Origin of the sequence: Stenotrophomonas sp. SbOxS2, assembly GCF_013416715.1 — a bacterium.
GTDB lineage: Bacteria > Pseudomonadota > Gammaproteobacteria > Xanthomonadales > Xanthomonadaceae > Stenotrophomonas > Stenotrophomonas lactitubi.
In genome coordinates, this window is the sequence record NZ_JAAVXD010000005.1 from 338561 (window position 1) to 364288 (window position 25728).

Consider the following 25728-nt stretch of genomic DNA (forward strand, 5'->3'; position numbering starts at 1 on the left):
CCCGGCGATGGCCACGGCCATCGCCCACCCGTGCCGGCCGCATCGACGGCCGGCCGTCCGTGAGCCGGAAACCTGCTGATGTCCGAAACCAAACCGTCCACCGAGTCCGCCGCACCAGAGGCTGCCGGCGATACCGTCGACCAGGCCGTTGCCCAGGGCGGCGCCTATGAAGTCCTGCGGCGCCGTCTCGGCGAACAGGGCCAGCGCCTGCAGGCCGTTGCCGAGCAGCTGAACCGCCAGCGCCTGGCCGAGTTCGGCGACAGCCGCCTGGAGGTGGTCGGCCGCTTCCGCATCCGCAGCGAGAACAACTGCGTAGGCCGCGACATCGTCCAGGTCGGCCCGGACCGCCTGCTGTTCGGCTACAACGTGTTCATCGGGCTCAAGACCCAGACCCGCATCGAAGATGTGTTCGGCCTGTACCGGCTGGTGCAGGGCACTGAGGGCTACGACGTCGCCGCGCTGGAGCTGAAGGGCAGTTTCCTCGACCAGCCCGGCTTCGTGCATGACTTCAACGAGCTGTACGCGTACTACAAGCACGCGCGCCTGCTGCAGCTGATCGTGGTGGGCGACAAGCTGCTGGCCTCGTTCCAGATCGGCGAGCGCAGCAGCGACGTGCGCGTGTTCCGCTGGGCGCTGTCACGCGAAGGTGAACTGACCTATCTCGATGCACGTGGCGAGCGTGACATCGCCTTGCCACCGCCGTTCGATTTCGAATGGACCCGCGCCACGCGCGACCTTGCTGTCAACGGCCGCCACTCGCATCTGAACATCCTCGATACCCTGTTCGTGGAAACCACCGGTGGCGATCTGACCATCAAGGTGGAGAACAACACCGAAACCGGGCAGGGCATCTACAGCGAACCGGTGGAAGACAGCACGCAGTCGCTCGACGACGCGCAGTTCGAGTTCGCCAGGGTCGGTTCGCTGGTGCTGCTGAAAGTGCTGCCCTACCGCGAAACCGAATGGCGCGGACTGATCTACAACACGCTCACCGGCGACATCGTGCGCAACGACGCCATCGTCCAGGCCTGCGTGCAGCTGCCCGAAGACCACGGCATCATCTTCCCCGGCGGCTATTACCTGCAGGGTGGTGAGCACAAGGCGTTCGACGCCTCGATGGATGGCATGCAGTTCAAGCGCAGCATCCGTTCGCCCAACGGCGAGGACGTGCTGTACATCTTCTACGAGCGCGAAGGCGGGCGTTCGGCGCTGTTCGTCTACAACACGATCCAGCGCGTGCTGCAGAACCCGGTGTTCGGCCACGGCTATGCCTTCATGCAGGATGGGCGCATGGTGCTGTTCCATGCCGAAGGCACCGAGCCGACCCGTATCCATCCGATGCAGGTCTGGCAGACGCCTTTCAGCAGCGATGAGTTCGCCGCCAGCCGTCCGCCCGGCAATACCTTCATGGGCCGCATCGGCAACGCCGAGCTGGTGCGTGGCATCTCCAACCTGTTCAACCTGGCGCGCGAGATCGATGGCCAGGATGTATCGGTGCAGCGCTACCAGCGTCTGGTGGCCGACACCCGGCGGCTTTTCGATGCCCATCATTGGCTGGGCGACGAGGCGTGTGATGGTGCCGAAGCGTTGCTGCGGCAGATCAGCGCCACCGGCGAGTCGGTGCTGGACGAATACGAGAAAGTGCAGTCGATCCGCCAGCAGTCAGCGCAGGCGATGGCCGAGGCCGAGAGCACGCACAAGGCGTTGCTGGGCCGGCTGCAGCCGGAAAACTGGAACGAGGTGCAGGCCTTCGTTGAAGCGCTCAACGCGATCACCGCGCTGCGCGGTCGCCTGCTGACCATCCGCGAACTGCGCTACATCGATACCGCGCGCATCGAGGCGATGGCAGCGGAGCTGGTGCAGGCGCACGACCGTGTCGGCGCCGCCACCGGTACCTTCCTCGCCGGCGATGCGGCACTGGCGCCCTTGACCGCTCGCATGCAGGCGCTGGACGAGGCCGCACAGCAGGCCGCCAGTGCACGCCAGCTGGATGAGCAGCTGGACGGCCTGCGCGACATGGCCGGTGATCTGGACATGCTGTCCGAGCTGATGGCCGGGCTGAAGGTCGACGATGCGACCGCGCGCACCCGCGTGGTCGAATCGATCTCGCTGCTGTACGGGCGCCTGAACCAGGCGCGCGCAAGGGCCGAACAGCGTCGCAAGACGCTGGGCTCGGCCGAAGCCGTGGCCCAGTTCGCCGCCCAGTTCGCCCTGTTCTCGCAGTCGATCACCAGCGCGCTGGCGATGGCCAGCGACCCTGAGCGGGCCGACGAACAGTTGTCGCGCCTGCTGGTGCAGCTGGAAGAACTGGAAAGCCAGTTCGGCGAGCACGAGCAGTTCCTCGGCGACATCCTGAGCAAACGCGAAGAGCTGGTCGAAGCCTTCGACACGCACAAGCAGGCCCTGCTGGATGATCGCCAGCGCAAGGCGCGCTCGGTGCTCGATGCCGCCAACCGCATCCTCGACGGCCTGGGCAAGCGCACCGAGCGGTTCGGCACGGCCGACGAACTGAACGCGTTCTTCGCCGGCGATCCGCTGATCCTCAAGTTGCGTGAACTGGCCGAGCGCCTGCGTGCGCTGCGCGACAACGTCAAGGCTGACGATGTCGAGGCGCGCCTGAAGGGTGTGCGCGACCAGGCCGTGCGCCAGCTGCGCGACCGCAGCGACCTGTACGAGGCAGGAGGCAACGTCGTCCGCCTTGGCCCGCGCCATCGTTTCAGCGTGAACACCCAGGCGCTGGACCTGACCCTGCTGCCGCGTGGCGAAACCCTTGCCATCCATCTCACCGGTACCGACTTCCTGGAGACCCTGCACGATCCCGAGCTGGATGCGCTGAAGCCATTCTGGCAGGTGACCCTGGATTCGGAATCGGACGCGATCTACCGCGGCGAATACCTGGCCGGGTGCCTGTTGCTGGCGGCGGAGGAGGGCCGCGATGGCCTGGACCTGGCCCAGCTGCAGCACGATGCAGCCGAGCCCGAAGCGCTGGACCAGCGGGTCCGTGCCTTTGCCGCGCCGCGTTACCGCGAGGGTTACGAGCGCGGTATCCATGACCATGACGCCGCCCTGATCCTGCGCGCGCTGTTGCCGTTGCAGCAGGCCGCCGGCCCGCTGCGGCATTCGCCCCACGTGCGTGCGTTGGCGCTGCTGTTCTGGGCCGCGCGGCAACGCGATGAAGCCGTGGCGCAGTGGCCTGGTCGGCAGGCCGGTGCAGAGGCCATCGCGCGCCTGTTCGGTTCCGATGAGGGGCGTCAGGCGCTGCGCGCGGAAATGGCGAAGGCGCTGCATGACTACGCACAGACCCATGCACTGCCGTTCGACGCCGCCGCCGCCGATGCTGCAGCGGCGTATCTGGGCGAAGAACTGGTCGCCGGCGAGCCGGTGTTCAGCAGCAGCCGCCACGCGCAGGCGCTGTTGGACGCGTTGTCGCAGCAACTGGAGCAGGCGGGCCAGCGTGAAGCGCTTGAACGTGCGCTGCAGCGCTCGCAGGATCCGCTGGCCACGCGCTGGGCGTTGGCCGGGCAATGGCTGCGGGCGCTCGCCGGGCTGCCGGCACAATCGGCGCACGCCGGCTATGTGGAAGAAGCGGCAGCATTGCTGCTGGTGCAGCGACAGCTGCGCACGCGTTCCAGCGATGCACCGCTGCAGGCGGAGGTCAGTGGCCTGCTGGGCGAGCATGCCCGCATCCGCAACGGCAGCCTGACCGTGTCGCTGGATGATTTCCTGGCACGCCTGCAGCACCACCTGCAGTCCTTCGTGCCGGCATTCCACACCTATCAGGCGGTACGCCAGGGCATCATCGGCCGCGAGCGCGAAACCCTGCGGCTGTCGGAGTTCAAGGCGCGGCCGTTGTCGTCCTTCGTGCGCAACAAGCTGATCAACGACGTCTATCTCGGCGTGATCGGCGACAACCTGGCCAAACAGATGGGCACCGTTGGCGAGAACAAGCGCAGCGACCTGATGGGCCTGCTGATGATGATCTCGCCGCCCGGCTACGGCAAAACCACGTTGATGGAGTACGTGGCGCATCGCCTCGGCCTGGTCTTCATGAAGATCAACGGACCGGCGCTGGGCCACGAAGTGCGGTCGCTGGATCCGCAGCAGGCGCCGGACGCGACCTCGCGGCAGGAACTGGAGAAGCTCAACCTGGCGCTGGAGATGGGCAACAACACCATGCTGTATGTCGATGACATCCAGCACACCCACCCGGAGTTCCTGCAGAAGTTCATCTCGCTGTGCGATGGCACGCGGCGCATCGAAGGCGTATGGCGCGGCCGTACGCGCACCTACGACATGCGTGGCAAGAAATTCTGCGTGGTCATGGCGGGCAACCCGTACACCGAGTCCGGCGAAGTGTTCAAGATCCCCGACATGCTGGCCAACCGTGCCGACATCTACAACCTCGGCGACGTGCTTGGCGGCATGGAAGCGGCCTTCACCCTCAGCTACATCGAGAACAGCCTGACCTCCAACCCGGTATTGGCGCCGCTGGCCACGCGCGAGATGGCCGACCTGTACCTGCTGGTCGACCGCGCGATGGGCAAGGATGTTTCCAGCAACGGCCTGAGCCATGCCTACAGTGGCGCCGAGGTCAACGAAATCACCGCCACCCTGCAGCGCATGCTGCGCGTGCGCGACGTGGTCTACAGGGTCAACCAGCAGTACATCGCCAGCGCTGCGCAGGACGACCGCTATCGCACCGAGCCGCCGTTCCGCCTGCAGGGCAGCTACCGCAACATGAACAAACTGGCGGAGAAGATTTCGCCGGTGATGAATGACGACGAGCTGCAGCAGCTGATCTCCGACCACTATCTGGGCGAAGCGCAGCTGCTGACCACCGGTGCCGAAGAGAATCTGCTGAAGCTGGCCGAGCTGCGTGGCGTGCTCGATGACGAGCGCGCGCAACGCTGGGCGCAGATCAAGCGAGATTTCCTGCGCAACAAGGCGATGGGCGCCGGTGACAGCGATGTCGGTGGCCGCGTGGTCGCGCAGCTGGCCGACATCGCCAGCGCGTTGCAGCTGCCGCCAGCGCCGGCGGAGGTAGCCGCCGCACCCGAGCCTGCGCCATGGCCGGCCTTGCTGGCGGCGCTGCAGCGCCTGGCGGATGCACGTCCGGCGAGTGCGCCCACGGCCGCCGCACCACAGCCGGCAGCTACGCCATTGGCTGAAGACCTGCAGGCCGGGCTGGCACCGCTGCTGCAGGTGCTGGTTGCTTCGCAGGAGCAGCAGGTGCAGCTGTCGCAGACGTTAGCGGCGTTCGCCGGGTGGGCACGCCAGCAGGTGACTGCCGATGTGGCCACGGCCGACACGCGTCGTCGCCCGCGCGTGCGTCGTGCAGCGACACCGGAAGAACGTGCGCTGGACGAAGCGTTGATGCGCCACTTCTACGGTGAGTCATTGCCGACGGAAACGGTGGCTGATGACGGCCCACGGCCGCCGCCACTGTGACCTGCGTGCGCTCCCTGCCCGAACCCACGCTTCCTGCGCGCGCCGATGTGGCCGCGCTGGCTGCGTACGGCAGTCCCTTGTTGCAGGTGCTGGGTGAGCCGGCACCGTTGCAGGCCGGCAGCGGCGGCGAAGGGCTGGTGGCTGCGTTGGCGCGGATCGCATTGGCCCTGCAGGCCGGCGATCCGGCGCGGCTGCGCCGGCAGGAGAGCTGGTGGGGGCGTCTGCTCGGTCGCGATGTGGCACGCCAGGCGCAGGCGCAGGAGCTGCAGGCGCAGCTGGGCGTGCTGGCGCTGCAGGCACGCGAGCAGGCGCAGGGCCTCGCGCAGCGAGTGCAGCAGCGTGCCCAGACCATCATCGACAACGACGCGGCTGCCGCCGCGTTGGAGGCCTGGGCCACGTTCGGCGCCGCGCAGTTGGCGAGCCTGGAAGGCGCTGCGCAGGCCGCGCTGGCACCACGCGTAGACCACCTGCAGCGTCTGGCCACGCTGCGGCGCATCGAAGGCGGGCAATGGCAGCTGCTGCAGGAGCAGGACGAAGCCCTGCTGCGGCGCTTCGTCCGCATCCATGACGTGCTGCTTCCCGCCTGGCGCCAGGCCGCGCTGGCACGCCAGGCACAGGCCCAGGCTGCACAGGCCGCGCAGGCAGCCACGCTGCAGGCCCAGATCGACGACGAAGTGGCCGCTGCTCAGGCTAGACTGCCCTGAGCCGGCCGCCGCTGACGCTTATCCACCGCAAGGACACTGCCCGATGACCCAGGACAGCCAGAACTCCGGCACGCTCGTGCCCGCCACCACGCCCGCCCCGGAACTAGATGACAGCATGTTGAAGGCCCTCGGCCTGGTCCGCGACGACCTGCCGCGCATCGCCGAAATCGGCCGCGAGCTGGAAGATCTGCGCCCAGGCAACCTGCAGGTGTTCGGCCGTGAAGCCGCCGCACGGACGACGGCCTTCTCCAGCCAGTTGCTGGACCAGGTACGCAATCGTGACCTCGACGCCAACGGCGAGAAGCTCGGCGAAGTGGTGCGCATCGCGCGCGAGCTCAAGCTGGATGGTTTTTCCCAACGCTCGAAGGTGCCGCTGATCGGTGGCCTGATCGATCGCCTGCGTTCCTCCAAGGGCGAGCTGGTGCAGAAGTTCAGCGATACTAATTCGCAGATCGAACAGCTGCTCGGCGACGTCGGCGCGCAACAGGCGCTGATGGGCAAGCGGGTGAGCGATTTCGACCGCATGCACGACATCGTCCGCGAGGAGCGTCACGCCCTGGGCCTGTATGCCGCTGCCGGCAAGCAGCGCCTGGCCCAGCTGCAGTCCGAGCAGTTGCTGGGGCAGGGCAGCGAAGATCCGCAGCAGCGCATCCGTCAGAGCGAGATCGACAATGCGATCCGCCTGATCGAGAAGCGCGTTTCCGACCTGCAGCTGATGCAGCATGCGGCTGATCAGTCGTTGCCGATGATCCGCCTGATCCAGGCCAATGCGCTGCAGCTGATCGAGAAGTTCAACACCGTCCGCGACATCACCATCCCATCGTGGAAGCGTCAGTTCGCGATCCAGTTGTCGCTGGGCGAGCAGAAGAACGCGGCCGAGCTGGCAAATGCCATCGATGATGCGACCAATGAGCTGATGCGACGCAATGCCGATCTGATGCGCCAGGCCTCGGTGGACACCGCACGCAGCAACCAGCGCGGCGTGATCGACGTGGCAACTCTGCGCCACGTGCACGATCAGCTGATCGCAACGGTCGAAGAGGTGCGCAGCATCCATCGCGAGGGCATGCAGCAGCGTCAGCAGGCCGAAGTCGAGTTGTCGCGCCTGCGCGAGGATCTGCAGCAACGCCTGGCGGCGCCGACGGCGTCGTAGCCTGGACCTGCGCCCCCGCCACAGTCGGGTTTGAGCGGGTGTACATTTCTCGCGCCTGCGGTGCGTCAAGCCTTCAATGAGGTCGCAATGGATTTGCTCTGTCTTTCCTCCCGCTGTTTCCGCGTGGCCCGCGTTGCGCTGGTTCCCGGCTTGCTGCTTGCCCTGGGCGCGTGTGCAGCGGGAGATTCATCGAATCCCGCCGCAGTGTCGCCCGCCGCTGTTGCCGCGCCTGCCGCGGCCCCGGTCCCGGTCCCGGTCTCTGCAGCGACAGCGGTACCCGTGTCCACTCCGGCAGTGGCCCGCGATGGACTGGCCGCGCTGATCCGCGCCAGCGCGGTGACGTGCAGCAATGCCAGTGCCGGTACTGGCTGCACGGCAGGTGATGCCGACAGCGGCGACTTCTACGACGTCGAACTGTCGCCGGACTGCGGCGACCAGGGATTCTTCGCTGGCGTGGCCGAGGCCAAGGGCGTGGAGACGCTGGACGCGGTACCGGGCAGCGGCAGCAAGGCCTCCGCCACCGCGAAACTGTCGAAGGGGCAACTGGTCTGCGTGCAGGGCATCGGCCGCACCGGACAGAATCCGCTGTTCTATTACGTTGTCGCCATTCCGGCCAACACGGTCGGCAAGTGCAAGGGCAACGCGTTGTGTGACACCTATGGCGACAGGCCCATCAGCGGCATGAAGGGCACCAGGGGCGAAGCCTGCCACGTGGCAGCGCCGGGACACTATGCGGGGAACTGCGCGCAGGGCTGGGTCAGCGCAGACACGCTCGAAGTGTTTTCCAGCGGCATGTAATGCCCGTAAAAGCGAGGTTCTGCCGGCTGTCGCGTCCGTCTCTGCGCGGCGATCGTCACTGCAGTTGGGCGGCGGCCCAATCCGCCAGCACGTCCACGCGCGCATCGACAGGGCCATCCGGCCGCGCCAGCACCCAGAACCCGCCGGTCGCGGCAAACCCCCACGGTGCCACCAGCCGCCCCGCGGCCAGATCCTCTGCCACCAGCGGCTCTGGTGCGATCGCCGGGCCCAGCCCCGCTACCGCCGCTTCCAGCAGGTAGTACAGGTGTTCAAAGCCGGTGCCCAGTTGCAGCTGGCCCGGATCCAGATCATGTGCCTGCGCCCACGCGGGCCACGCCTGCGGGCGCGAACTGGTATGCAACAGCGTTTCCTGCAGCAGGGTGGACGGCGGCACATGGCGCAGCCGATGCGCCGCCGGGTGCGAGGGCGCCACCACCACGCCCACCCGTTCCGGTGCCAGTTCGCGCACCTGCCAGCCGCGTGGCCACGGCCCCTGTGCCAGCAGCAGCACCGCATCCAGCGTGGCTTGCGTTTCGGTGAAGCTGCCGTCCAGGGCCGACCACTGCAGGTGTACGCCGGGCAGGGCCGCCTGCAGGGCCGGCAGCCGCGGAATCATCCAGCGCGCCAGCACGCTGCCGCTGCACCCCAGCACCAGCGCCGGAGAGGCCGCCGGCCGCTGCAAGGCGCGCACGCAGTCCTCGATGCCGCTGAAGGCCTCGCTGCAGGCTTCCTGCAGGCGGGTGCCGGCGGCGGTCAGGCGCAGGCCGCGACCGGCGCGCTGGAACAGGGCCAGGCCCAGGTGGTCTTCCAGCAGCTTCAGTTGCCGGCTGACCGCGCCATGGGTCACATGCAGGGCCTGTGCAGCGCGGCCAACGCCGCCCAGGCGTGCGGTGGCCTCGAATGCCCGCAGGGCATTCAGCGGCGGCAGCAGTGACGTGCTCATGTGAGATTTCCTGACGGGATGCGCCAGATAATATCCATTTTCCGGACACAATCCGTGCGCTAGAGTATCCACCTGTCTGAACGACCGGTCGTCTCCATGTCTGCCTCTCCCATTGCCGATTTCCACGCATTCCCTGACGCCCAGGGCCACTTCGGCCGTTACGGTGGCAGCTTCGTCGCCGAAACCCTGGTCGGCCCGCTGCAGGAACTGGCTCAGGCCTATGACCAGGCCCGTCAGGACCCGGCATTCCAGCTGGCCTACGACCGCGACCTGGCCCATTACGTGGGCCGGCCAAGCCCGATCTACCATGCTGAACGCCTCAGCGACCACGTCGGCGGCGCGCAGATCCTGCTCAAGCGCGAGGACCTGAACCACACCGGCGCGCACAAGATCAACAACACCATCGGCCAGGCGCTGCTGGCTGCACGGATGGGCAAGAAGCGCATCATCGCCGAGACCGGCGCCGGCCAGCATGGCGTGGCCAGCGCCACCGTCGCCGCACGGCTGGGCCTGGAGTGCGTGGTGTACATGGGCGCCACCGATATCGAGCGGCAGAAGATCAACGTCTATCGCATGAAGCTGCTCGGTGCGACGGTGGTACCGGTCACTTCCGGCTCGGCCACCCTGAAGGACGCCCTCAACGAGGCGATGCGCGACTGGGTCACCAACGTGCAGGACACCTTCTACATCATCGGCACGGTCGCCGGCCCGGACCCGTACCCGCGCATGGTGCGTGACTTCAACGCCATCGTCGGCCGCGAGGCGCGCGAGCAGATGCTGGCCGAGTACGGTCGCCTGCCCGATGCGATCACTGCCTGCGTCGGCGGCGGCAGCAATGCGATCGGCCTGTTCCATGCCTTCCTCAACGACCGCGAGGTCGAGATTGTCGGCGCTGAAGCCGCTGGCGATGGCATCCACACCGGCCGCCACGCTGCCTCCATCGCCGCCGGCCGTCCGGGCGTGCTGCACGGCAACCGCACCTATGTACTGTGCGACGACGATGGCCAGATCATCGAGACCCATTCGGTATCGGCCGGCCTGGACTACCCGGGCGTCGGCCCCGAGCATGCGTTCCTGGCCGACAGCGGCCGCGCGCGCTACGTCGGCATCACCGACGAAGAGGCGTTGCAGGCCTTCCATCTGCTGGCCCACACCGAGGGCATCCTGCCGGCGCTGGAGTCCAGCCACGCACTGGCGCAGGCGATGAAGCTTGCGCGCGGGCGTCCGCGTGACCAGATCGTGCTGTGCAACCTCTCCGGTCGCGGCGACAAGGACGTGCATACCATCGCGGCGCGCGAAGGCCTGGTGCTGTGAGTGCGCTGATGCGCAACAGCAGCGTACTGCTGCTGGCATTCGGTCTGGCCGCGTGCCAGCCGCCGGAGCCGCCCGTACTGGCGCCGGCGGCCAAGGCAACCACGCAGCCTGCGCAGCAGGCCGCCGCCAATGAAGATGTCGACCCTCTGGCGCGCACGCCGATTGATGACCCGCCCGCAGCGGAAGGTGAGGGCGACGACGAGGGCCCGGCCGTGGTCTCGGTGGCGCTGGATCATGCCGGCGAGGTACTGATCGGCCAGCACTTGAACGATCTCAAGGCACTCGGGCCGTGGACGGCGCAAGGGGCGGTCGAAGCCCTCGGCGGCAGTTGCGAGTATTACGACGGCACGGCCCTGCCGGCGGGCGTGTCGATGATGACCGACGAGGACCGCGTGGTTCGTTTCGACCTCGGCCTGGATCCGGACAGCGGGGCGCCAGCCGAGCAGCCCGGCCCGTTTGGCCTGCGCGTGGGAATGACCCGCGCCCAGGCGGTCGCCCGGTTCCCGAAGCCGCCGGTGTCCAGCCCGCATGCCTACGACGGCGAGCAGGGCGAATACCTGACCTGGCAGGACCCGGGCTCGGCCCTCGGCATCCGCGTGGAACTGTTTGAAGGGAAGGTCCTCCAGATGTACTGGGGAACCAGTGAAGCGATTGAACTGATTGAAGGATGTGCCTGAGATGTCCGTATCCCGACTCGATGCCTGTTTCCAGCGCCTGCGCGAGCAGCAGCGCAAGGCCCTGATCCCCTTCATCACCGCCGGTGATCCTTCCCTGGAAGCCACGGTGCCGGTCATGCACGCGCTGGTCGAGGCCGGTGCCGATGTGATCGAACTGGGCGTGCCGTTCTCCGATCCGATGGCCGACGGCCCGACCATCCAGCGCAGCTCCGAGCGTGCGCTGGCCCGCGGCGCAGGCACCCGCTATGTGTTGCAGGCGGTTGCGCGGTTCCGCGAACGCGATGCGCAGACGCCCGTGGTGCTGATGGGCTATCTCAACCCGGTGGAGATCCACGGTTACGTGGCGTTCGCCAACGCGGCGGTGGCCGCTGGCGTGGATGGCGTGCTGCTGGTCGACCTGCCACCGGAAGAAGCCGGCGAAGCCCAGCAGGCCTTCGACGCTGCGGGCCTGGCGCTGGTTCTGCTCGCATCGCCGACCACCAGCGAGGCGCGCGCCGACAAGCTGCTGGCGTTGGCCCGCGGCTATCTCTACTACGTCAGCTTTGCCGGTGTCACCGGCGCTTCCGAACGCCTGGACAGCGACGCGGCCAGTGCACGTCTGCAGGCGCTGCGGGCCAAGGCCAGCGTGCCGGTGGTGGCCGGCTTCGGCATCAAGGATGCAGCCAGTGCGGCGGCCATGGCCCGCCAGGCCGACGGCGTGGTGGTCGGCAGTGCGCTGGTGGCGGTGCTCGCCGAAGCGGGTTCCGCCGAGGAGGCTGCGCAGCGCGCCGCTGCATTCCTGGCTCCGCTGCGGCAGGCGCTCGACGCGTAACGGTAGTGCCGGCCGCTGGCCGGCATCCTCCGTACCTGCCCGCTTGCAAGCGCTGCCGGCCAGCGGCAGGCACTCCCCAACACCTAAACGTACGTCCCAGCATGGTTTTTTCCGCCGGGCCCAAGGCCGGGCAGGGGGTGCACGGGCAGGGAAAGCGGAGCTAGACTGTCCGCCTTTGCGGCCCCCGGGCCGCCCTGAACGGAAGTGTCCTCCCGCATGAGTTGGCTCAGCAAGTTGATGCCGTCTGGCATCCGCACCGACAACACCCCCAGCAAGAAGCGCAGCGTCCCCGAGGGCCTGTGGGAAAAGTGCAGCAACTGCGGCAGTGCGTTGTACCGTCCAGAGCTGGAAGAGAATCTGGAGGTCTGCCCGAAGTGCGGCCACCATATGGCCATCCGTGCGCGTGCGCGCCTGGCCGCGCTGTTCGACGCCGACAGCACCACCGAGATCGCTGCCCGCCTGGGGCCGACCGACCTGCTGAAGTTCAAGGACCAGAAGAAGTACGGCGAGCGCATCAAGATCGCGCAGAAGAACACCGGTGAGTACGACGCGCTGATTGCCATGCGCGGCCTGCTCAAGGGCCGTCCGCTGGTGGCCTCGTCGTTCGATTTCGCCTTCATGGGCGGCTCGATGGGTTCGGTGGTCGGTGAGCGCTTCGCCCTTGCCGCCGAGACTGCCGCCGAGATTGGCGCACCTTACGTGTGCTTCTCCGCCAGTGGTGGCGCGCGCATGCAGGAAGGCCTGTTCTCGCTGATGCAGATGGCCAAGACCTCGGCCGCGCTGGGCAAACTGCGTGAAGCCGGGCAGCCGTACATTTCGGTGCTGACCCACCCGACCACCGGCGGTGTGTCGGCGTCGTTCGCAATGCTGGGCGACATCAACATCGCCGAACCGCGTGCACTGATCGGCTTTGCCGGCCCGCGCGTGATCGAGCAGACCGTGCGCGAGAAGCTGCCGGAAGGGTTCCAGCGTTCGGAGTTCCTGCTCGAGCACGGTGCCATCGACCAGATCTGTGACCGCCGTGAACTGCGCGACCGCCTGGCCGACCTGCTGGCGATGCTGCGCCGCGAGCCGGCACCGGAGGAGGTTTGATGGGGAGCCGCAAGTACTTCGGTACCGACGGCATCCGCGGTCGGGTCGGCCAAGGGCCGATCTCGGCTGATTTCGTGCTGCGCCTGGGCAACGCCCTGGGCCGCGTGCTGGTCGCCCAGCGTGGCCAGGATGGGCGCCGTCCGATCGTGGTGATCGGCAAGGACACGCGGATCTCCGGCTACATGTTCGAAGCGGCGCTGGAAGCTGGGCTGGTCGCTGCCGGGGCTGACGTGCAGCTGCTCGGCCCGATGCCGACCCCGGCCGTTGCCTTCCTCACCCGCACCCTCGGCGTGGATGCGGGCATCGTCATCAGTGCGTCGCACAATCCGCACTACGACAACGGCATCAAGTTCTTTTCCGCCCAGGGCGAGAAGCTCGACGATGCCACCGAGCTGGCGCTGGAGGCTGCACTGGACGTGCCGTTCACCACGGCCGTTTCGGAGAAGCTCGGCAAGGCCTCGCGTGCACGCGAGGCCGTCGGCCGTTACATCGAGTTCTGCAAGTCCAGCGTGCCGCGCTCGTTCGATCTTCGCGGCGTGCGCCTGGTGCTCGACTGCGCGCATGGCGCCACCTACCAGATCGCGCCGCTGCTGTTCCGCGAACTGGGTGCGGAGGTCATCGGCATCGGTGCCGAACCCAATGGCGTCAACATCAACGACGGCGTCGGTTCGACCCACATCGACAACCTCGCTGCCAAGGTGCGTGAGACCCGCGCTGACCTGGGCATCGCCTTCGACGGTGATGGTGACCGGGTGTTGATGGCCGATGACCGCGGCAACCCGGTCGACGGCGATGATCTGGTGTACATCCTGGCGCGCGCGTGGCAGGCCGAAGGTCGCCTGCGCGGCCCGGTGGTCGGTACCTTGATGAGCAACTTCGGTCTGGAAAAGGCCCTCGCCGAACTGCAGATTCCGTTCCAGCGCAGCAACGTCGGCGACCGCTACGTGCATCAGGCGCTGGTGGAGGGAGGCGGCGTGCTCGGCGGTGAAGCGTCCGGCCATCTGCTGTGCCTGGACCGGGCCACCACCGGTGACGGCATCGTCAGTGCCCTGCAGGTGCTGGTGGCGCTGAAGCAGCAGGGAAAGAACCTGCGCGAAGCGCTGCAGCCCTTGTCCAAGGTGCCGCAGAAGACGGTCAACGTGCGCCTCGGCGATGTCTCGGCCAAGGCCACCGTGCAGGCCGAGAGCGTGCAGGCTGCGCTGACCGAAGCGCAGCAGGCGGTATCCGGTCGCGGGCGTGCCTTCCTGCGTCCCTCCGGCACCGAGCCGGTGGTGCGGGTCACGGTCGAGGCCGATGACGCGACGTTGATGCAGGACACCCTGGATCGGCTTTCGGCGGCGGTCAGGACAGCGGCTGCGGCCTGAGCCCTGTCGCTGGATCGAACCGACAACATGGCCGCCTGTGCGGCCATGTTGCTGTCTGGCGCAAGCAAGGTATCAGGCGCTGCGCGGCATCGCCGTCTGCCATTTCCAGGTGTCGCGGCACATGTCCGCCAGGCCATGGCGCGCGGTCCAGCCCAGCTCGCGCAGGGCAAGGGACGGGTCGGCAAAGCTCACCGCGATGTCGCCGGTGCGGCGACCGGTGATCCGGAACGGAATCGGCCGGCCGATGGTCTGCTCGAAGGCCTTGATCAGTTCCAGCACGCTGTGGCCCTGCCCGGTGCCCAGGTTCAGGGTGATGCTGCGGCGCTTGTCGCGCAGGTACTGCAGCGCCAGCACGTGGGCCCGCGCCACGTCTTCCACATGGATGTAGTCGCGTACGCCGGTACCGTCGCAGGTCGGGTAGTCATCGCCGAATACCTGCACTTCGGGCAGCAGGCCGGCAGCCACCTGGGCGATGTAGGGCATCAGGTTGCTGGGGGTTCCGTGCGGCAGCTCGCCGATCAGAGCGCTTGAATGCGCACCCACCGGGTTGAAGTAGCGCAGCGTTGCCGCATGCAGCGTTGTGTCGGCACTGACCAGGTCGGATAGCAGGTGCTCCACCACCAGCTTTGAACGGCCATAGGGTGTCATCGCGCAGGTCGAGGCCGTCTCGGCCACCGGGCAATGGTCCTGGTCGCCGTACACCGTTGCCGACGAGCTGAACACGAACGTGCCGACGCCGGCATCGCGCATGGCGCCGAGCAGGGCAAGGGTGCCGCTGATGTTGTTGTCGAAGTAGTCCAGCGGCATCTGCCGCGATTCGCCAACCGACTTCAGCGCAGCAAAATGCAGCACCGCATCGATCGAATGCTCGCGCAGCACCGCGGTGATCCGCGCACGGTCGCGCACGTCGGCCTGTACGAACAGCGGCGTGATGCCGGTGATGTCGCCGATCCGGCCGATCACCCCGGCGTCGCTGTTGCACAGTGAATCGACGACGACCACCGTATGGCCCTGCTGCTGCAGTTCCACACAGGTGTGGGAGCCGATGAATCCAGCGCCGCCGGTAACCAGAACGTTCATTTCCTGTAGTCCTTCCACTCTGTTGGAGCTTCCTTGCCGAAGCCGTGTCAACCCAGTGCTGGCAGCGCCATCACGGTCCCGGCACCATCTTCTTCTGCCGCGCCTTGAAGCCATTGAACAGCGGTGCGATCAGCGGGTTGTAGCTCCACGCGATGCGCTTGCGCAGCCAGCTTGCCGGCCGGTTGCGGATGGCGAAGCGGTAGATGCGCTCGGGATCGCCGCCGATCACGTTGCGTCCGAACGGATGGGTGGTGTGCAGGTAGCGGAACCCCTGCTCACGTGCCACTTCGATGTAGTCCTGGTCGAAATCACCGTACGGCCAGCACAGCGTGTCCGATACCTCGCCCAGCTTCTCCAGCAGCACTTCCCTGGCCTTCGACAGGTCGCCACTGATACCGGCACGGCGCTGGGCGCGGTCCAGGTCCTGGCGGCGCAGCCAGCGCGTGTGGGTGTGGGTATGGCAATGGATCTCGAAGGTGCCGGCCTCGATGGCCGCACGTGCTTCGCTCCAGCGCATCATCACTTCGTCGCTGCGGTCCTGCTTGTAGATCAGGTCTTCGCAGGCGCGATGCTCGGGCGTTTCCGGCAGCGTGGCACCGGTGATGCCGGCATGCGGGCGCATCGGGCCCTCGTGCATCCAGCCGGTCACCACGAACACCACCGCGTGCATGCCGTACTTCTGCAGGATCGGGTGGGCGTAGACCCAGTTGTCCAGGTAGCCATCATCGAAGGTGATCACGATCGACTTGCGCGGCACCGGCTTGCCGGCCAGGAAGCCGGCGTACTGGTCCAGCGTCAACGAAGTCCAGCCGGTGCGCGCCAGCCAGGCGATCTGGCTTTCGAAATTTTCCGGCGACACCGTGATCATGCCGGGCGAGTTGCTGACGTGATGATGCATCAGCACCGGTACGGTTCTGGCATTAGCCATGACCCAGCTCCTTCATCCATTGGTGGTAGTAGTGTTCGGTGGCTTCAGCGTGGCCTTCGGGGCTGAAACGCTTTGCGCTGCGGATCCAGTCCCAGCCGGAACGTCCCATCTGCCGGCGACGCTCGGGATCGTCCACCAGCAGCCGCAGCGCGCCCGTGAGGGCGGCGCTGTCACCCAGCCGGGTGAGGATGGCATTGCTGCCTTCCACCAGCATTTCGGGCACGCCACCGACCCGGTGCGACACGATCGGCAGGCCCGCCTGTGCCGCTTCCAGGAACACCGTGCCCGATGCTTCCTTGTGTGTGGCCAGCGCGAAGATGTCGAAGCCCGGCATCAGCTGGCTGGCATCGCTGCGAAAGCCCAGCAGATGGACCTGGCGCTGCAGCTCGTGTTCGGCGCAGGTGGCCTGCAGGCGCTGCATCACGGCCTGGCCATCGCCGACCACCACCAGATGCAGGCGGGGGTTGGCCTTGCACAGCGGCACCATGGCCTGCAGCAGTTCGGCGTGGCCCTTGGGTTCGCGCAGCACGGCCACGCAGCCCACCACGATGTCCTGTTCGTCGAATCCGAGCTCGGCGCGCACGCGTGAACGCGTCTCCTGCAGCGCCTGCCAGGACGGCTCCTGCGCGGCGTCGATGCCGGTTGGAGAAACCGCCATCGGCGGCACGATGCCGATGTGGTCGGCGGGAATTCCGCGGTCCGTCAGCAGTTGCTTGACGAAGTTGCTTACCGTGATGACCCGGTGCGGCAGGCCGGTGTAGGTCAGCAGCGAATTCACCGGGCTCATCAGGTGGCGCGAGCGCACCACCAGCGGTGCGCCGCCGAGGCGTGCACCCGCGGCGGCAATCAATGCATCGCGACGGCTGGTGGTGTTGACCACGTCGTAGCGCTCGCGGCGCACCAGCCGTGACACCGACCAGATGCCGTGCAGCAGCCGGCCCATGCCGCCCATGCGCAGCGTATGCACGGTGAAGCCATCATCGCGCGCGCGGGTGGCCAGGCGCGCGTCCGGCTGGCACAGCAGGGCGACGTCATGACCGCGCGCGCGCATCACCTGCATGTGGCGGAAAATGTAGATCTCCTGCCCACCCATGCCTTTGGCGGCTTCGGTATGCAGGATGCGCAGCGGACGGTTCATGGTGGATCGGTCCTTGGATTCAGCGGTTGCGGAAGCGCGTCAGCGCTTCCCATGCCGCGCGGAGGCTGGCGGCGTCGGGGGTCTGTTGCGGCAGGGGGCGGTAGCGCGCATCGAGCGCGGTGGCATTGCCGAATTTGTCGAACACGTAGATCGCCTCGCCATTGCGCACCGCGCGCTGCGACCAGCTTTCCACCACCAGCGCGCGCTTGCCGGTCGGTGCAGCCAGCAGGTCATGGCCGGTGCTGTAGTCGGTCAATGCGTTCTCGCAGCCCAGGCCGTGGCGCATCAGCGTCGGCACCCAGTCTTCATGCGAACTGACCCGCGCGTCGCGGCCGCCACCCTGGCCGGGCCAATGCAGCACGAAGGGCACCTGCAACTGGTAGTTGGAGAAGTTGCCGTTGTGGCCCCAGTAGTTGAGCTTGAGGTCGTTGAATTCCTCGGCGTGGTCACCGGTCACCAGCACGATCGTGTCCTGGTCCAGTCCCTGTGCGCGCAGATCATCCAGCAGTGATCCAATCAGGCTGTCGGCGTAATGCACCGCGGTGTGATAACGGTTCAATTCCGGCGTTGGATCGTGCTCGGGGCCGAACTTGAGAAAATCGATGGCATCGGCCATCGGCGTGGCGAGCGGCGGATAGCCGGCCGGCATGTGGTAAGGCGCGTGGGTGGAATCGAGGAACACGAAACCGAACCATGGGCGCTGTGCAGCCTGGCTGGCGCGGATGTCCTTCTGCAGTCCAGCGACGATGGCGGCATCGCGGCCGTCGGACGTCAGTTCGGACGGTCCCTGGTGCAGCTGGTCGCGGACATCGGCGAACGCAGTGCGATCGAACTCCGGGCTGTACAGCGGCGCGCTGCCATACAGATGCAGGTCATAGCCCTGCTGTCCCAGCACCTTGAACAGCTGCGAGCCACGCTGTTCGTCGAGCATGCTGGGCCAGTAGCCGCCCGGCAGGCCATACAGCAGGCCGAACAGGCCATAGCGGGTGGCGTTGCCGGTGCTGAAATGATGTTCGTACACCCGCGAGGAGCGGGCCAGTGCCGATGCGTTGGGCATGAACTGCGGGGTGAGCACGTCATGGCGCAACGACTCCAGCACCACCATCAGGATGTTCGGCCGCTGGTGGCTCTGGCAGCGCAGCGGCTGCAATGGATAGTTGAGCTGGGCATGGCGCGGATCGGGCAGGCCGACCTGGTGCTGGCTGACCACGCCGAAGCGGCGCATCGCGCTCTTGGCGGTGATCGGTTGCGCCCATGGCAGGTAATTCCACTGGCTGATCACTGCGCGTTCGCCAAGCGCGTCGTAGTAGGCAGTGGCGACCTGGCCGCCACCCATCAGCAGGGCAATCACCGCCCAGGCCTGCAGTACCCGCCGCCGCCGCGGCGCTGCGGGCAGCAGCTTCCAGCAGGCCCAGGCCAGCAGGCCCTGCGCGGCGAAGATCGCCGATACCATGGCAGCCGCTTGCAGCCAGGTCTTCCAGGACAGACTCACCTGATCCTGCAGTGCGCCGCCGAACACCATGTTGGCGACCATCGCGTTGAGGTGGAAGCGATACAGCGCGAACACCTTGGCATCCACCAGCAGCAGGCACAGCCACAGACCCTGGCAGATCACCGCCGACACGCTGAGCGCGCGCGCGCTGCGCGGCCACAGGCCGATGGCCAGCGGCAGCAGGCCGGCCAGTGCGCCGAACGCGAGCAGATGGCCGGGCAGGGCAATCGCCAGATAGGCAAGGCCGAGTGTCCCGCCGGGGTTGTCGCGCAGCGGAACGTTGCCCAGCGCGATGAGCGCGGCCAGCACCGCGTTGGCCGTGATGAACAGGGACCACCAGGCCAGCCTGCGCCAGCGTCGGGCGGGGCCGGGAAGAGCGGCTGCGGTGGCGTCGGGCAGGGCGGCGTCCATGGAGAAGGCGGGTTGGGATGGGGTAACGGGTGGCGTTTCCCGGCGTGACGAAGTCGTTAAACCGCGCGCGGGTGGCGCATTGTATCGGTTTGTTTCAGTGTGTCGGTGGCGTGCCCCGATCTATCTGTCACAATGTTCAGATCGGTCGCCATGACATGGCGGGCCCGTACCGACTCAACGACAAGCCAGGAACCGCTGTGAGCCAGATCCCCACCCTCGACATCACCCGTTTCGACAGTGACCGCGACGCCTTCGTGGCCGAGCTGGGGGCGGCATATCGCCAATGGGGGTTTGCCGGCATCCGCAACCACGGCATCCCGCAGGCCGACATCGATGCGGCCTACGACGTCTTCAAGGCCTTCTTCGCACTGCCGGATGAGACCAAGCGCAAGTACCACGTGGCGGGCAGCGGCGGCGCCCGTGGCTATACCCCGTTCGGTGTGGAGACCGCCAAGGGCTCCAAGCACTTCGACCTGAAGGAGTTCTGGCACATCGGCCGCGAGATCGCCGACGACTCCAAGTACCGGGACGTGATGGCGCCGAACCTGTGGCCGTCCGAGGTCGAGGGCTTCCGTGAGCGTGGTTACGGCCTGTACCAGGCGTTGGACAACCTGGGTTCGCGCGTGCTTTCGGCCCTGGCCCTGCACATCGGCCTGCCGGAGCACTTCTTCGCCGACAAGACCAATTTCGGCAATTCGATCCTGCGCCCGATCCACTACCCGCCGATCACCACCGACGACATCCCGAACGTGCGTGCCGGTGCACATGGCGACATCAACTTCATCACGCTGCTGGTCGGTGCCAGCGCGGCAGGCCTGGAAGTGCAGTCGCATGATGGGGACTGGGTGCCGTTCACCTCGGACGCGGACACCATCGTGGTCAACATCGGCGACATGCTGCAGCGCCTGACCAACCATGTGTATCCGTCGACCATCCACCGGGTGGTCAATCCCCCGGGCGAGCTGGCCCGCCAGCCGCGCTATTCGGTGCCGTTCTTCCTGCACCCGAACCCGGATTTCCTGATCGACGTGCTGCCCTCGTGCATCAGCGAGGAGAACCCGAGCCGGTACCCGGAGCCGATCACCGCACACGGCTTCCTCGAAGAGCGCCTGCGCGAGATCAAGCTGAAGTAATGAAGAAGCCGCCGAAAGGCGGCTTTTTCATTACGGGTAGCGCCGGGCCATGCCCGGCGAGCGCAGCGGAGGGTGTTCGGCAGGGTTGCACCCTGCACCCGCAGAGGCCAAAGCCAAAGCCAAAGCGGCTTCGGGTTTCTGCGGGTTGGGCGGGCCGGTGTGGGCTGGCAGGACACGCCGTAAACCCATCCCTGGGGGCTCGATGGCGCCATCCATGGCGCCAACGGTCCTGCCAGCCCACGCCGCCCCACCCCCGACAATTTCCCGCGGCTGTTGGTAGGTGTCGACCTTGGTCGACACGATCCATCCACGTCATGCGTGGATGAGATCTGTCAGATCTCGAAGCAGGGGAGGGGGCCGAAGCTCTGCTTTCGCTTTTGCTTTTGATCTTCTTTTTTCTTTCCGTGGCGGGCGAATCGCCGCAATGTGTCATGGGCCGGGCGGGTGGGGCTGCGCAGGGGCGTGAGCCGCATGGATGCGGCGCCCGAGCTTACAGGGACGTACTTGCAGCGCCCCCTGCGCAGCCCCGCCCGCTCGGCCAACCCCACGAACCCAGCCGGAGCTTTCCGCGACCAACCCAACCCAGGCCCCTGCCACGAGGGGCTGCGCCGTTGGCTGAAAATCCATGTAACCGCTTACAAAGAAACGGTTTTTTGCCGCAGCAGGTATCATGGGCGGCTGAGTTCACACAGGAGCCACCCGCTCATGCGCCGCAAGATCGTCGCTGGAAACTGGAAGCTGCACGGCAGCCGTCAATTCGCCACCGAACTGCTGGGGCAGGTCGCTGCCGGGCTGCCGAAGCGCGGGGTGGAGGTGGTGATCCTGCCGCCGATGCCCTACCTGGGTGAGCTGGTCGAAGATTTCGGCGACACCGGCCTGGCCTTTGGTGCACAGGACGTCAGCAGCAACGAGAAGGGCGCCTACACCGGTGAGGTATGCGCAGCCATGCTGCACGAGGTGGGTGCCCGCTATGGCCTGGTCGGCCACTCCGAGCGCCGCCAGTACCACAACGAGAGCAGTGAGCTGGTCGCGCGCAAGTTCGCTGCCGCCCTGCACGCCGGCCTGGTGCCGGTGCTGTGCGTCGGTGAAACCCTTGAGCAGCGCGAGGCCGGGCAGACCGAGTCGGTCATCGCCAGCCAGCTGGCCCCGGTGCTGGAGCTTGTCGGGGCGGAAGGCTTCGCCAATGCCGTGGTCGCCTACGAGCCAGTCTGGGCAATCGGCACCGGCCGTACCGCCACCAAGGAGCAGGCGCAGCAGGTGCACGCGTTCATTCGTGGCGAAGTCGCGCGCATCGATGCTAGAATTGCTGATTCACTGCCCATTGTTTACGGCGGTAGCGTGAAGCCCGACAATGCCGGGGAACTGTTCGCGCAGCCGGATGTCGATGGTGGGCTGGTTGGTGGTGCCTCCCTGGTGGCCGCCGACTTCCTGGCCATCGCAGAGGCGGCGGCAAACAATTAGTTACGGTTGCCGGCTAGCCGCCGGCACTCTAGTCCGAGGGCGGATTTCCAATGCTGATGTTGATCCTCAATGTCGTCTACGTGCTGGTTGCCGTAGCCATGGTCGCGCTGATCCTGATGCAGCGTGGCTCGGGTGCGGCGGCAGGTTCGGGCTTTGGCGCTGGCGCCTCGGGGACCGTGTTCGGTGCGCGTGGCGCGTCCAACTTCCTGTCCAAGTCGACCAAGTGGCTGGCCGTGGTGTTCTTCGGCATCAGCCTCTTCATGGCCTGGTACGCCGGCCATGGCAATCGCCCGGCCGCCGATCAGGATCTGGGTCTGATGTCCGCCCCGGCGGCCAGCGCTCCGGCCGCTCCGGCGGGCGAATTGCCGGCCGTTCCGAAGGCCGATGCGGTCCCGGCCGCCCCGGTTCCGGCCGCAACTGTGCCGGCTCAGGCGGAATCTTCGGTTTCTGGTGAAGAAAAGCCTTCGGAAGGCTCCCAGAAAGACTGAAGCCGGTTACAATACGCGGCGCATCGGGAAGATAGTCTGATGTGATCGTTTGCCCAGGTGGCGGAATTGGTAGACGCACTACCTTGAGGTGGTAGCGACTTAGGTCGTAGGGGTTCGAGTCCCCTCTTGGGCACCATTTAGTAAGTAAGCGGGTTGGTCTGGCGCGCAAGGCGCCAGGCAGATTCCCGTCCACTCCCCCATGCCAAAGCGCCTGCAGGCGCAGCGGCAGAGGCAAGAGAGAATCGCTGTGCTGGCCGAATATTTGCCGTCTCTGCTGTTTCTGATCGTTGCCACCGGTATCGGCATTACGCTGATGCTGGTTGGTCGATTCCTCGGTCCCCGCCGCCCCGATCTGGAAAAGCTGTCGCCGTACGAGTGCGGCTTCGAAGCCTTCGAAGACGCACGCATGAAGTTCGACGTGCGCTACTACCTGATCGCGATCCAGTTCATCGTCTTCGACCTGGAAATCATCTTCATCGTGCCGTGGACGCAGGTCTTCATGGAGCTTGGCGCGCGTTCGCTCGTCACCATGGGTCTGTTCGTCGGCATGCTGTTCCTCGGTTTCATTTATGTCTGGAAGAAGGGAGCGCTGGAATGGGAGTGATTCAGACTCTCGATGGCCTGATGACCAATCCTGTCCCGGAAGGGCGGGTTGATGACATCCTGCGGCCGGAAGGCGACAACCCGCTGCTGGAAAAGGGCTTTGTCACCACCAGCGTCGATGCCCTGCTGAATTGGGCACGTACCGGTTCGATGTGGCCCATGACCTTCGGTCTGGCCTGCTGTGCGGTCGAAATGATGCACGCAGGTGCGGCGCGTCTGGACCTTGACCGCTACGGTGTGGTGTTCCGCCCGTCGCCGCGTCAGTCCGACGTGATGATCGTCGCCGGCACCCTGGTCAACAAGATGGCCCCGGCGCTGCGCAAGGTCTATGACCAGATGCCCGACCCCAAGTGGGTGATCTCCATGGGCAGCTGCGCCAACGGCGGTGGTTACTACCACTACTCCTATTCTGTGGTGCGCGGCTGTGATCGCGTGGTGCCGGTGGACATCTATGTCCCGGGCTGCCCGCCGACCGCCGAGGCGCTGGTGTACGGGATCCTGCAGCTGCAGAAGAAGATCTGGCGTACACAGACCATCGCCCGCTGACCCCTTCACCTGACAAGAGCGCGCCAAGCCCCCATGGCAGAGCAAGCATCCTTCATCGACCGACTCTCCGCACGTTTCGCAGGTGCGAAGGTCATCGTGGTCGAACCCCGCGGCGAAGTGACGCTGGAAGTGCCTGCCGCTGAGTGGCACGCCACCGCCCTCGCGCTGCGTGACGAGTTTGGTTTCGAGCAGGCCGTGGACCTCTGCGGCGTCGATTACCTCGGTTACGGCTCCGATGAGTGGGACACCGCCGACGTGTCCTCGCAGGGCTTCAGCCGCGGTGTCGAAGGCAAGGCCCAGGGCCGCTTCGCCTGGGGCGAGTTCCCCAGCGAAGAGAGCGCCGACGGTGCCCGCCCGCAGCACATGCCGACCCAGCGCTTTGCCGTGGTCGCACAGCTGCGTTCGTACCAGCACAACCTGATGATGCACCTGCGCTGCTTCGCGCCTGACGAAGCGCTGCCGGTGGTGTCCTCGCTGACCGGCATCTGGCCGGGCCTGAACTGGTTCGAGCGCGAAGCGTTCGACCTGTATGGCGTGATCTTCGAAGGTCACCCGGACCTGCGCCGGATCCTGACCGACTACGGTTTCGTCGGTCATCCGTTCCGCAAGGACTTCCCGCTGATCGGCAACGTCGAAGTCCGCTACGACGAAGAAAAGAAGCGTGTCATCTACGAACCGGTCACCTCGGTGGAGCCGCGTGTCGGCGTGCCGCGCGTGATCCGCGACGACGCCCGCCTGCAGACCGCTGCCGGCGAGCGCTCGCAGGAGGCAGTGAAGTGAGTCACGTACACCAGGCCGGCGAAGCATTCGCCAGCAATGCTGCCGAAAGCCGGCAGGAAATCCGCAACTACACCATGAACTTCGGCCCGCAGCATCCGGCCGCGCACGGTGTGCTGCGCCTGATCCTGGAAATGGACGGCGAGACCATCATGCGTGCCGACCCGCACGTGGGTCTGCTGCACCGGGGCACCGAGAAGCTGGCCGAGTCCAAGCCGTTCAACCAGTCGATCGGCTACATGGATCGCCTGGATTACGTGTCGATGATGTGCAACGAGCACGCCTACGTGCGCTCGATCGAGACCCTGATGGGGATCGAGGCGCCGGAGCGTGCGCAGTACATCCGCACGATGTTCGACGAGATCACCCGCATCCTGAACCACCTGATGTGGCTGGGTTCCAACGCACTCGATCTGGGTGCTATGGCGGTGATGCTGTACGCCTTCCGCGAGCGCGAAGAGCTGATGGACTGCTACGAAGCGGTCTCCGGCGCGCGCATGCACGCGGCGTACTACCGTCCGGGCGGCGTTTACCGTGACCTGCCGGACCACATGCCGAAGTACAAGGAATCGCGCTGGCACAAGGGCAAGGCCCTGAAGAACCTCAACGCCTCGCGCGAAGGTTCGCTGCTGGACTTCCTGGAAAACTTCACCAATGAATTCCCGGGCCGTGTCGACGAATACGAGACCCTGCTGACCGACAACCGTATCTGGAAGCAGCGTACCGTTGGCATCGGCGTGGTCACCCCGGAACTGGCCCACCAGTGGGGCATGACCGGCGTGATGCTGCGTGGTTCTGGCGTCGCTTGGGACCTGCGCAAGAAGCGTCCATACGCGAAGTACGATGCCGTCGATTTCGACATCCCGCTGGGCAAGGAAGGCGATTGCTACGATCGCTATCTGTGCCGCGTGGCCGAAATGCGCGAGTCCAACCGCATCATCAAGCAGTGCGTGGCGTGGCTGAAAGCCAACCCCGGCCCGGTCATGGTCAAGAACTTCAAGGTCGCTCCGCCCAAGCGCGAGGACATGAAGGACGACATGGAAGCGCTGATCCACCACTTCAAGCTGTTCAGTGAAGGCTATTGCGTGCCGGCCGGCGAGACCTACGCCGCGGTTGAAGCGCCCAAGGGCGAGTTCGGCTGCTACCTGGTTTCCGACGGCGCCAACAAGCCGTTCCGCGTACACCTCCGTGCGCCGGGCTTCGCCCACCTGTCCTCGATCGATTCGATCGTGCGCGGCCACATGCTGGCCGACGTGGTGGCGATGATCGGTACCTACGATCTGGTGTTCGGCGAGGTTGACCGGTAATGCCGTCCGCCACGCCAACGCCCGCTGCAGGCAGCCGGCGCAAGCCGGCGCCGCAGTTTC

21 protein-coding genes and 1 tRNA gene are annotated in these 25728 nt (G+C 66.4%); 17 read left to right on the top strand and 5 right to left on the bottom strand.

What is annotated here, in order from left to right; genetic code table 11:
* Window positions 1-78: 78 nt before the first annotated feature.
* The 4 genes from HFK18_RS11090 (at window position 79) to HFK18_RS11105 (ending at window position 8103) form a co-directional block, all read left to right on the top strand.
* Window positions 79-5448, top strand: a complete 5370-nt coding sequence (locus HFK18_RS11090; RefSeq protein WP_180166321.1) for a DNA repair ATPase — start codon at window positions 79-81, stop codon at window positions 5446-5448.
* Window positions 5449-5453: 5 nt separating this feature from the next.
* Window positions 5454-6152 carry a hypothetical protein gene (locus tag HFK18_RS11095; RefSeq protein WP_343202957.1) on the top strand — a complete coding sequence of 233 codons (699 nt, stop codon included), beginning with the start codon at window positions 5454-5456 and terminating at the stop codon, window positions 6150-6152.
* A gap of 43 nt (window positions 6153-6195) precedes the next feature.
* Window positions 6196-7305: a toxic anion resistance protein gene (locus HFK18_RS11100; protein ID WP_180166323.1), complete on the top strand. Its 1110-nt coding sequence runs from the start codon at window positions 6196-6198 to the stop codon at window positions 7303-7305.
* Window positions 7306-7392: 87 nt separating this feature from the next.
* A complete protein-coding gene (locus HFK18_RS11105) occupies window positions 7393-8103 on the top strand; it encodes a hypothetical protein (protein WP_180166324.1) in 711 nt (236 codons plus the stop codon).
* 55 nt (window positions 8104-8158) lie between these two features.
* On the opposite strand, the gene HFK18_RS11110 is transcribed toward HFK18_RS11105, so the two are convergent.
* Window positions 8159-9046: a LysR family transcriptional regulator gene (locus HFK18_RS11110; RefSeq protein WP_180166325.1), complete on the bottom strand. Its 888-nt coding sequence runs from the start codon at window positions 9044-9046 to the stop codon at window positions 8159-8161.
* A gap of 96 nt (window positions 9047-9142) precedes the next feature.
* On the opposite strand from HFK18_RS11110, the gene trpB reads away from it, so the two are divergent.
* The 5 genes from trpB (at window position 9143) to glmM (ending at window position 14304) form a co-directional block, all read left to right on the top strand.
* A complete protein-coding gene (gene trpB, locus HFK18_RS11115; protein WP_108264918.1) occupies window positions 9143-10360 on the top strand; it encodes a tryptophan synthase subunit beta in 1218 nt (405 codons plus the stop codon).
* The gene (locus tag HFK18_RS11120; protein WP_100461041.1) at window positions 10357-11037 is read left to right on the top strand and encodes a hypothetical protein; all 681 of its coding nucleotides are present in this window, start codon (window positions 10357-10359) and stop codon (window positions 11035-11037) included. The genes trpB and HFK18_RS11120 overlap by 4 nt, the downstream gene beginning before the upstream one ends.
* Before the next feature lies 1 nt (window position 11038).
* Window positions 11039-11848 carry a tryptophan synthase subunit alpha gene (gene trpA / locus HFK18_RS11125; protein ID WP_180166326.1) on the top strand — a complete coding sequence of 270 codons (810 nt, stop codon included), beginning with the start codon at window positions 11039-11041 and terminating at the stop codon, window positions 11846-11848.
* Between the two features lie 216 nt (window positions 11849-12064).
* Window positions 12065-12940, top strand: a complete 876-nt coding sequence (gene accD / locus HFK18_RS11130; RefSeq protein ID WP_089236309.1) for an acetyl-CoA carboxylase, carboxyltransferase subunit beta — start codon at window positions 12065-12067, stop codon at window positions 12938-12940.
* Entirely contained in the window at window positions 12940-14304 is a 1365-nt protein-coding gene (gene glmM, locus HFK18_RS11135) for a phosphoglucosamine mutase (protein ID WP_180166327.1), read from the top strand. The genes accD and glmM overlap by 1 nt, the downstream gene beginning before the upstream one ends.
* A 72-nt stretch (window positions 14305-14376) precedes the next feature.
* Here glmM and galE read toward each other — a convergent pair whose 3' ends face one another.
* From galE to HFK18_RS11155, 4 genes are all read right to left on the bottom strand, one after another.
* Complete coding sequence (gene galE / locus HFK18_RS11140) at window positions 14377-15384, bottom strand: UDP-glucose 4-epimerase GalE (protein WP_180166328.1); 1008 nt, start codon at window positions 15382-15384, stop codon at window positions 14377-14379.
* Window positions 15385-15454: 70 nt separating this feature from the next.
* On the bottom strand, window positions 15455-16312 hold the full coding sequence (locus HFK18_RS11145) for a polysaccharide deacetylase family protein (protein WP_180166329.1): 858 nt from the start codon (window positions 16310-16312) through the stop codon (window positions 15455-15457).
* On the bottom strand, window positions 16305-17450 hold the full coding sequence (locus HFK18_RS11150; protein WP_180166330.1) for a glycosyltransferase family 4 protein: 1146 nt from the start codon (window positions 17448-17450) through the stop codon (window positions 16305-16307). The genes HFK18_RS11145 and HFK18_RS11150 overlap by 8 nt, the downstream gene beginning before the upstream one ends.
* A gap of 19 nt (window positions 17451-17469) precedes the next feature.
* A complete protein-coding gene (locus HFK18_RS11155) occupies window positions 17470-19353 on the bottom strand; it encodes a DUF3413 domain-containing protein (protein WP_257216139.1) in 1884 nt (627 codons plus the stop codon).
* 155 nt (window positions 19354-19508) lie between these two features.
* On the opposite strand from HFK18_RS11155, the gene HFK18_RS11160 reads away from it, so the two are divergent.
* The 8 genes from HFK18_RS11160 (at window position 19509) to HFK18_RS11195 (ending at window position 25668) form a co-directional block, all read left to right on the top strand.
* Window positions 19509-20486 carry a 2-oxoglutarate and iron-dependent oxygenase domain-containing protein gene (locus tag HFK18_RS11160; RefSeq protein ID WP_100461028.1) on the top strand — a complete coding sequence of 326 codons (978 nt, stop codon included), beginning with the start codon at window positions 19509-19511 and terminating at the stop codon, window positions 20484-20486.
* Window positions 20487-21191: 705 nt separating this feature from the next.
* Window positions 21192-21947: a triose-phosphate isomerase gene (gene tpiA / locus HFK18_RS11165; RefSeq protein ID WP_100553097.1), complete on the top strand. Its 756-nt coding sequence runs from the start codon at window positions 21192-21194 to the stop codon at window positions 21945-21947.
* Window positions 21948-21997: 50 nt separating this feature from the next.
* Window positions 21998-22435, top strand: a complete 438-nt coding sequence (gene secG / locus HFK18_RS11170; RefSeq protein ID WP_025876192.1) for a preprotein translocase subunit SecG — start codon at window positions 21998-22000, stop codon at window positions 22433-22435.
* A 51-nt stretch (window positions 22436-22486) separates the two neighbouring features.
* Window positions 22487-22571: transfer RNA gene (locus tag HFK18_RS11175), tRNA-Leu, on the top strand.
* A 111-nt stretch (window positions 22572-22682) separates the two neighbouring features.
* Entirely contained in the window at window positions 22683-23039 is a 357-nt protein-coding gene (locus HFK18_RS11180; protein ID WP_005414075.1) for an NADH-quinone oxidoreductase subunit A, read from the top strand.
* Entirely contained in the window at window positions 23030-23584 is a 555-nt protein-coding gene (locus HFK18_RS11185; RefSeq protein ID WP_089236302.1) for an NADH-quinone oxidoreductase subunit B, read from the top strand. Before HFK18_RS11180 ends, HFK18_RS11185 begins: the two co-directional genes overlap by 10 nt.
* 33 nt (window positions 23585-23617) lie before the next feature.
* Window positions 23618-24364 (top strand): NADH-quinone oxidoreductase subunit C, encoded by a 747-nt coding sequence (locus HFK18_RS11190; RefSeq protein WP_089236301.1) that lies wholly within the window; start codon window positions 23618-23620, stop codon window positions 24362-24364.
* A complete protein-coding gene (locus HFK18_RS11195; RefSeq protein WP_025876202.1) occupies window positions 24361-25668 on the top strand; it encodes an NADH-quinone oxidoreductase subunit D in 1308 nt (435 codons plus the stop codon). Before HFK18_RS11190 ends, HFK18_RS11195 begins: the two co-directional genes overlap by 4 nt.
* Window positions 25669-25728 lie beyond the last annotated feature (60 nt).

What these genes read in the sequence shown, in the direction of transcription:
- secG (WP_025876192.1), top strand. Translation starts at nt 21,998, where the DNA reads ATGCTGATGTTGATCCTCAATGTCGTCTACGTGCTGGTTGCCGTAGCC.
- HFK18_RS11105 (WP_180166324.1), top strand. Translation starts at nt 7,393, where the DNA reads ATGGATTTGCTCTGTCTTTCCTCCCGCTGTTTCCGCGTGGCCCGCGTT.
- HFK18_RS11150 (WP_180166330.1), bottom strand. Translation starts at nt 17,450, where the DNA reads ATGAACCGTCCGCTGCGCATCCTGCATACCGAAGCCGCCAAAGGCATG.
- tpiA (WP_100553097.1), top strand. Translation starts at nt 21,192, where the DNA reads ATGCGCCGCAAGATCGTCGCTGGAAACTGGAAGCTGCACGGCAGCCGT.
- HFK18_RS11100 (WP_180166323.1), top strand. Translation starts at nt 6,196, where the DNA reads ATGACCCAGGACAGCCAGAACTCCGGCACGCTCGTGCCCGCCACCACG.
- HFK18_RS11190 (WP_089236301.1), top strand. Translation starts at nt 23,618, where the DNA reads ATGGCAGAGCAAGCATCCTTCATCGACCGACTCTCCGCACGTTTCGCA.
- accD (WP_089236309.1), top strand. Translation starts at nt 12,065, where the DNA reads ATGAGTTGGCTCAGCAAGTTGATGCCGTCTGGCATCCGCACCGACAAC.
- HFK18_RS11110 (WP_180166325.1), bottom strand. Translation starts at nt 9,046, where the DNA reads ATGAGCACGTCACTGCTGCCGCCGCTGAATGCCCTGCGGGCATTCGAG.
- HFK18_RS11155 (WP_257216139.1), bottom strand. Translation starts at nt 19,353, where the DNA reads ATGGACGCCGCCCTGCCCGACGCCACCGCAGCCGCTCTTCCCGGCCCC.
- trpB (WP_108264918.1), top strand. Translation starts at nt 9,143, where the DNA reads ATGTCTGCCTCTCCCATTGCCGATTTCCACGCATTCCCTGACGCCCAG.
- trpA (WP_180166326.1), top strand. Translation starts at nt 11,039, where the DNA reads ATGTCCGTATCCCGACTCGATGCCTGTTTCCAGCGCCTGCGCGAGCAG.
- HFK18_RS11185 (WP_089236302.1), top strand. Translation starts at nt 23,030, where the DNA reads ATGGGAGTGATTCAGACTCTCGATGGCCTGATGACCAATCCTGTCCCG.
- HFK18_RS11090 (WP_180166321.1), top strand. Translation starts at nt 79, where the DNA reads ATGTCCGAAACCAAACCGTCCACCGAGTCCGCCGCACCAGAGGCTGCC.
- HFK18_RS11160 (WP_100461028.1), top strand. Translation starts at nt 19,509, where the DNA reads ATGGCGGGCCCGTACCGACTCAACGACAAGCCAGGAACCGCTGTGAGC.
- galE (WP_180166328.1), bottom strand. Translation starts at nt 15,384, where the DNA reads ATGAACGTTCTGGTTACCGGCGGCGCTGGATTCATCGGCTCCCACACC.
- glmM (WP_180166327.1), top strand. Translation starts at nt 12,940, where the DNA reads ATGGGGAGCCGCAAGTACTTCGGTACCGACGGCATCCGCGGTCGGGTC.
- HFK18_RS11145 (WP_180166329.1), bottom strand. Translation starts at nt 16,312, where the DNA reads ATGGCTAATGCCAGAACCGTACCGGTGCTGATGCATCATCACGTCAGC.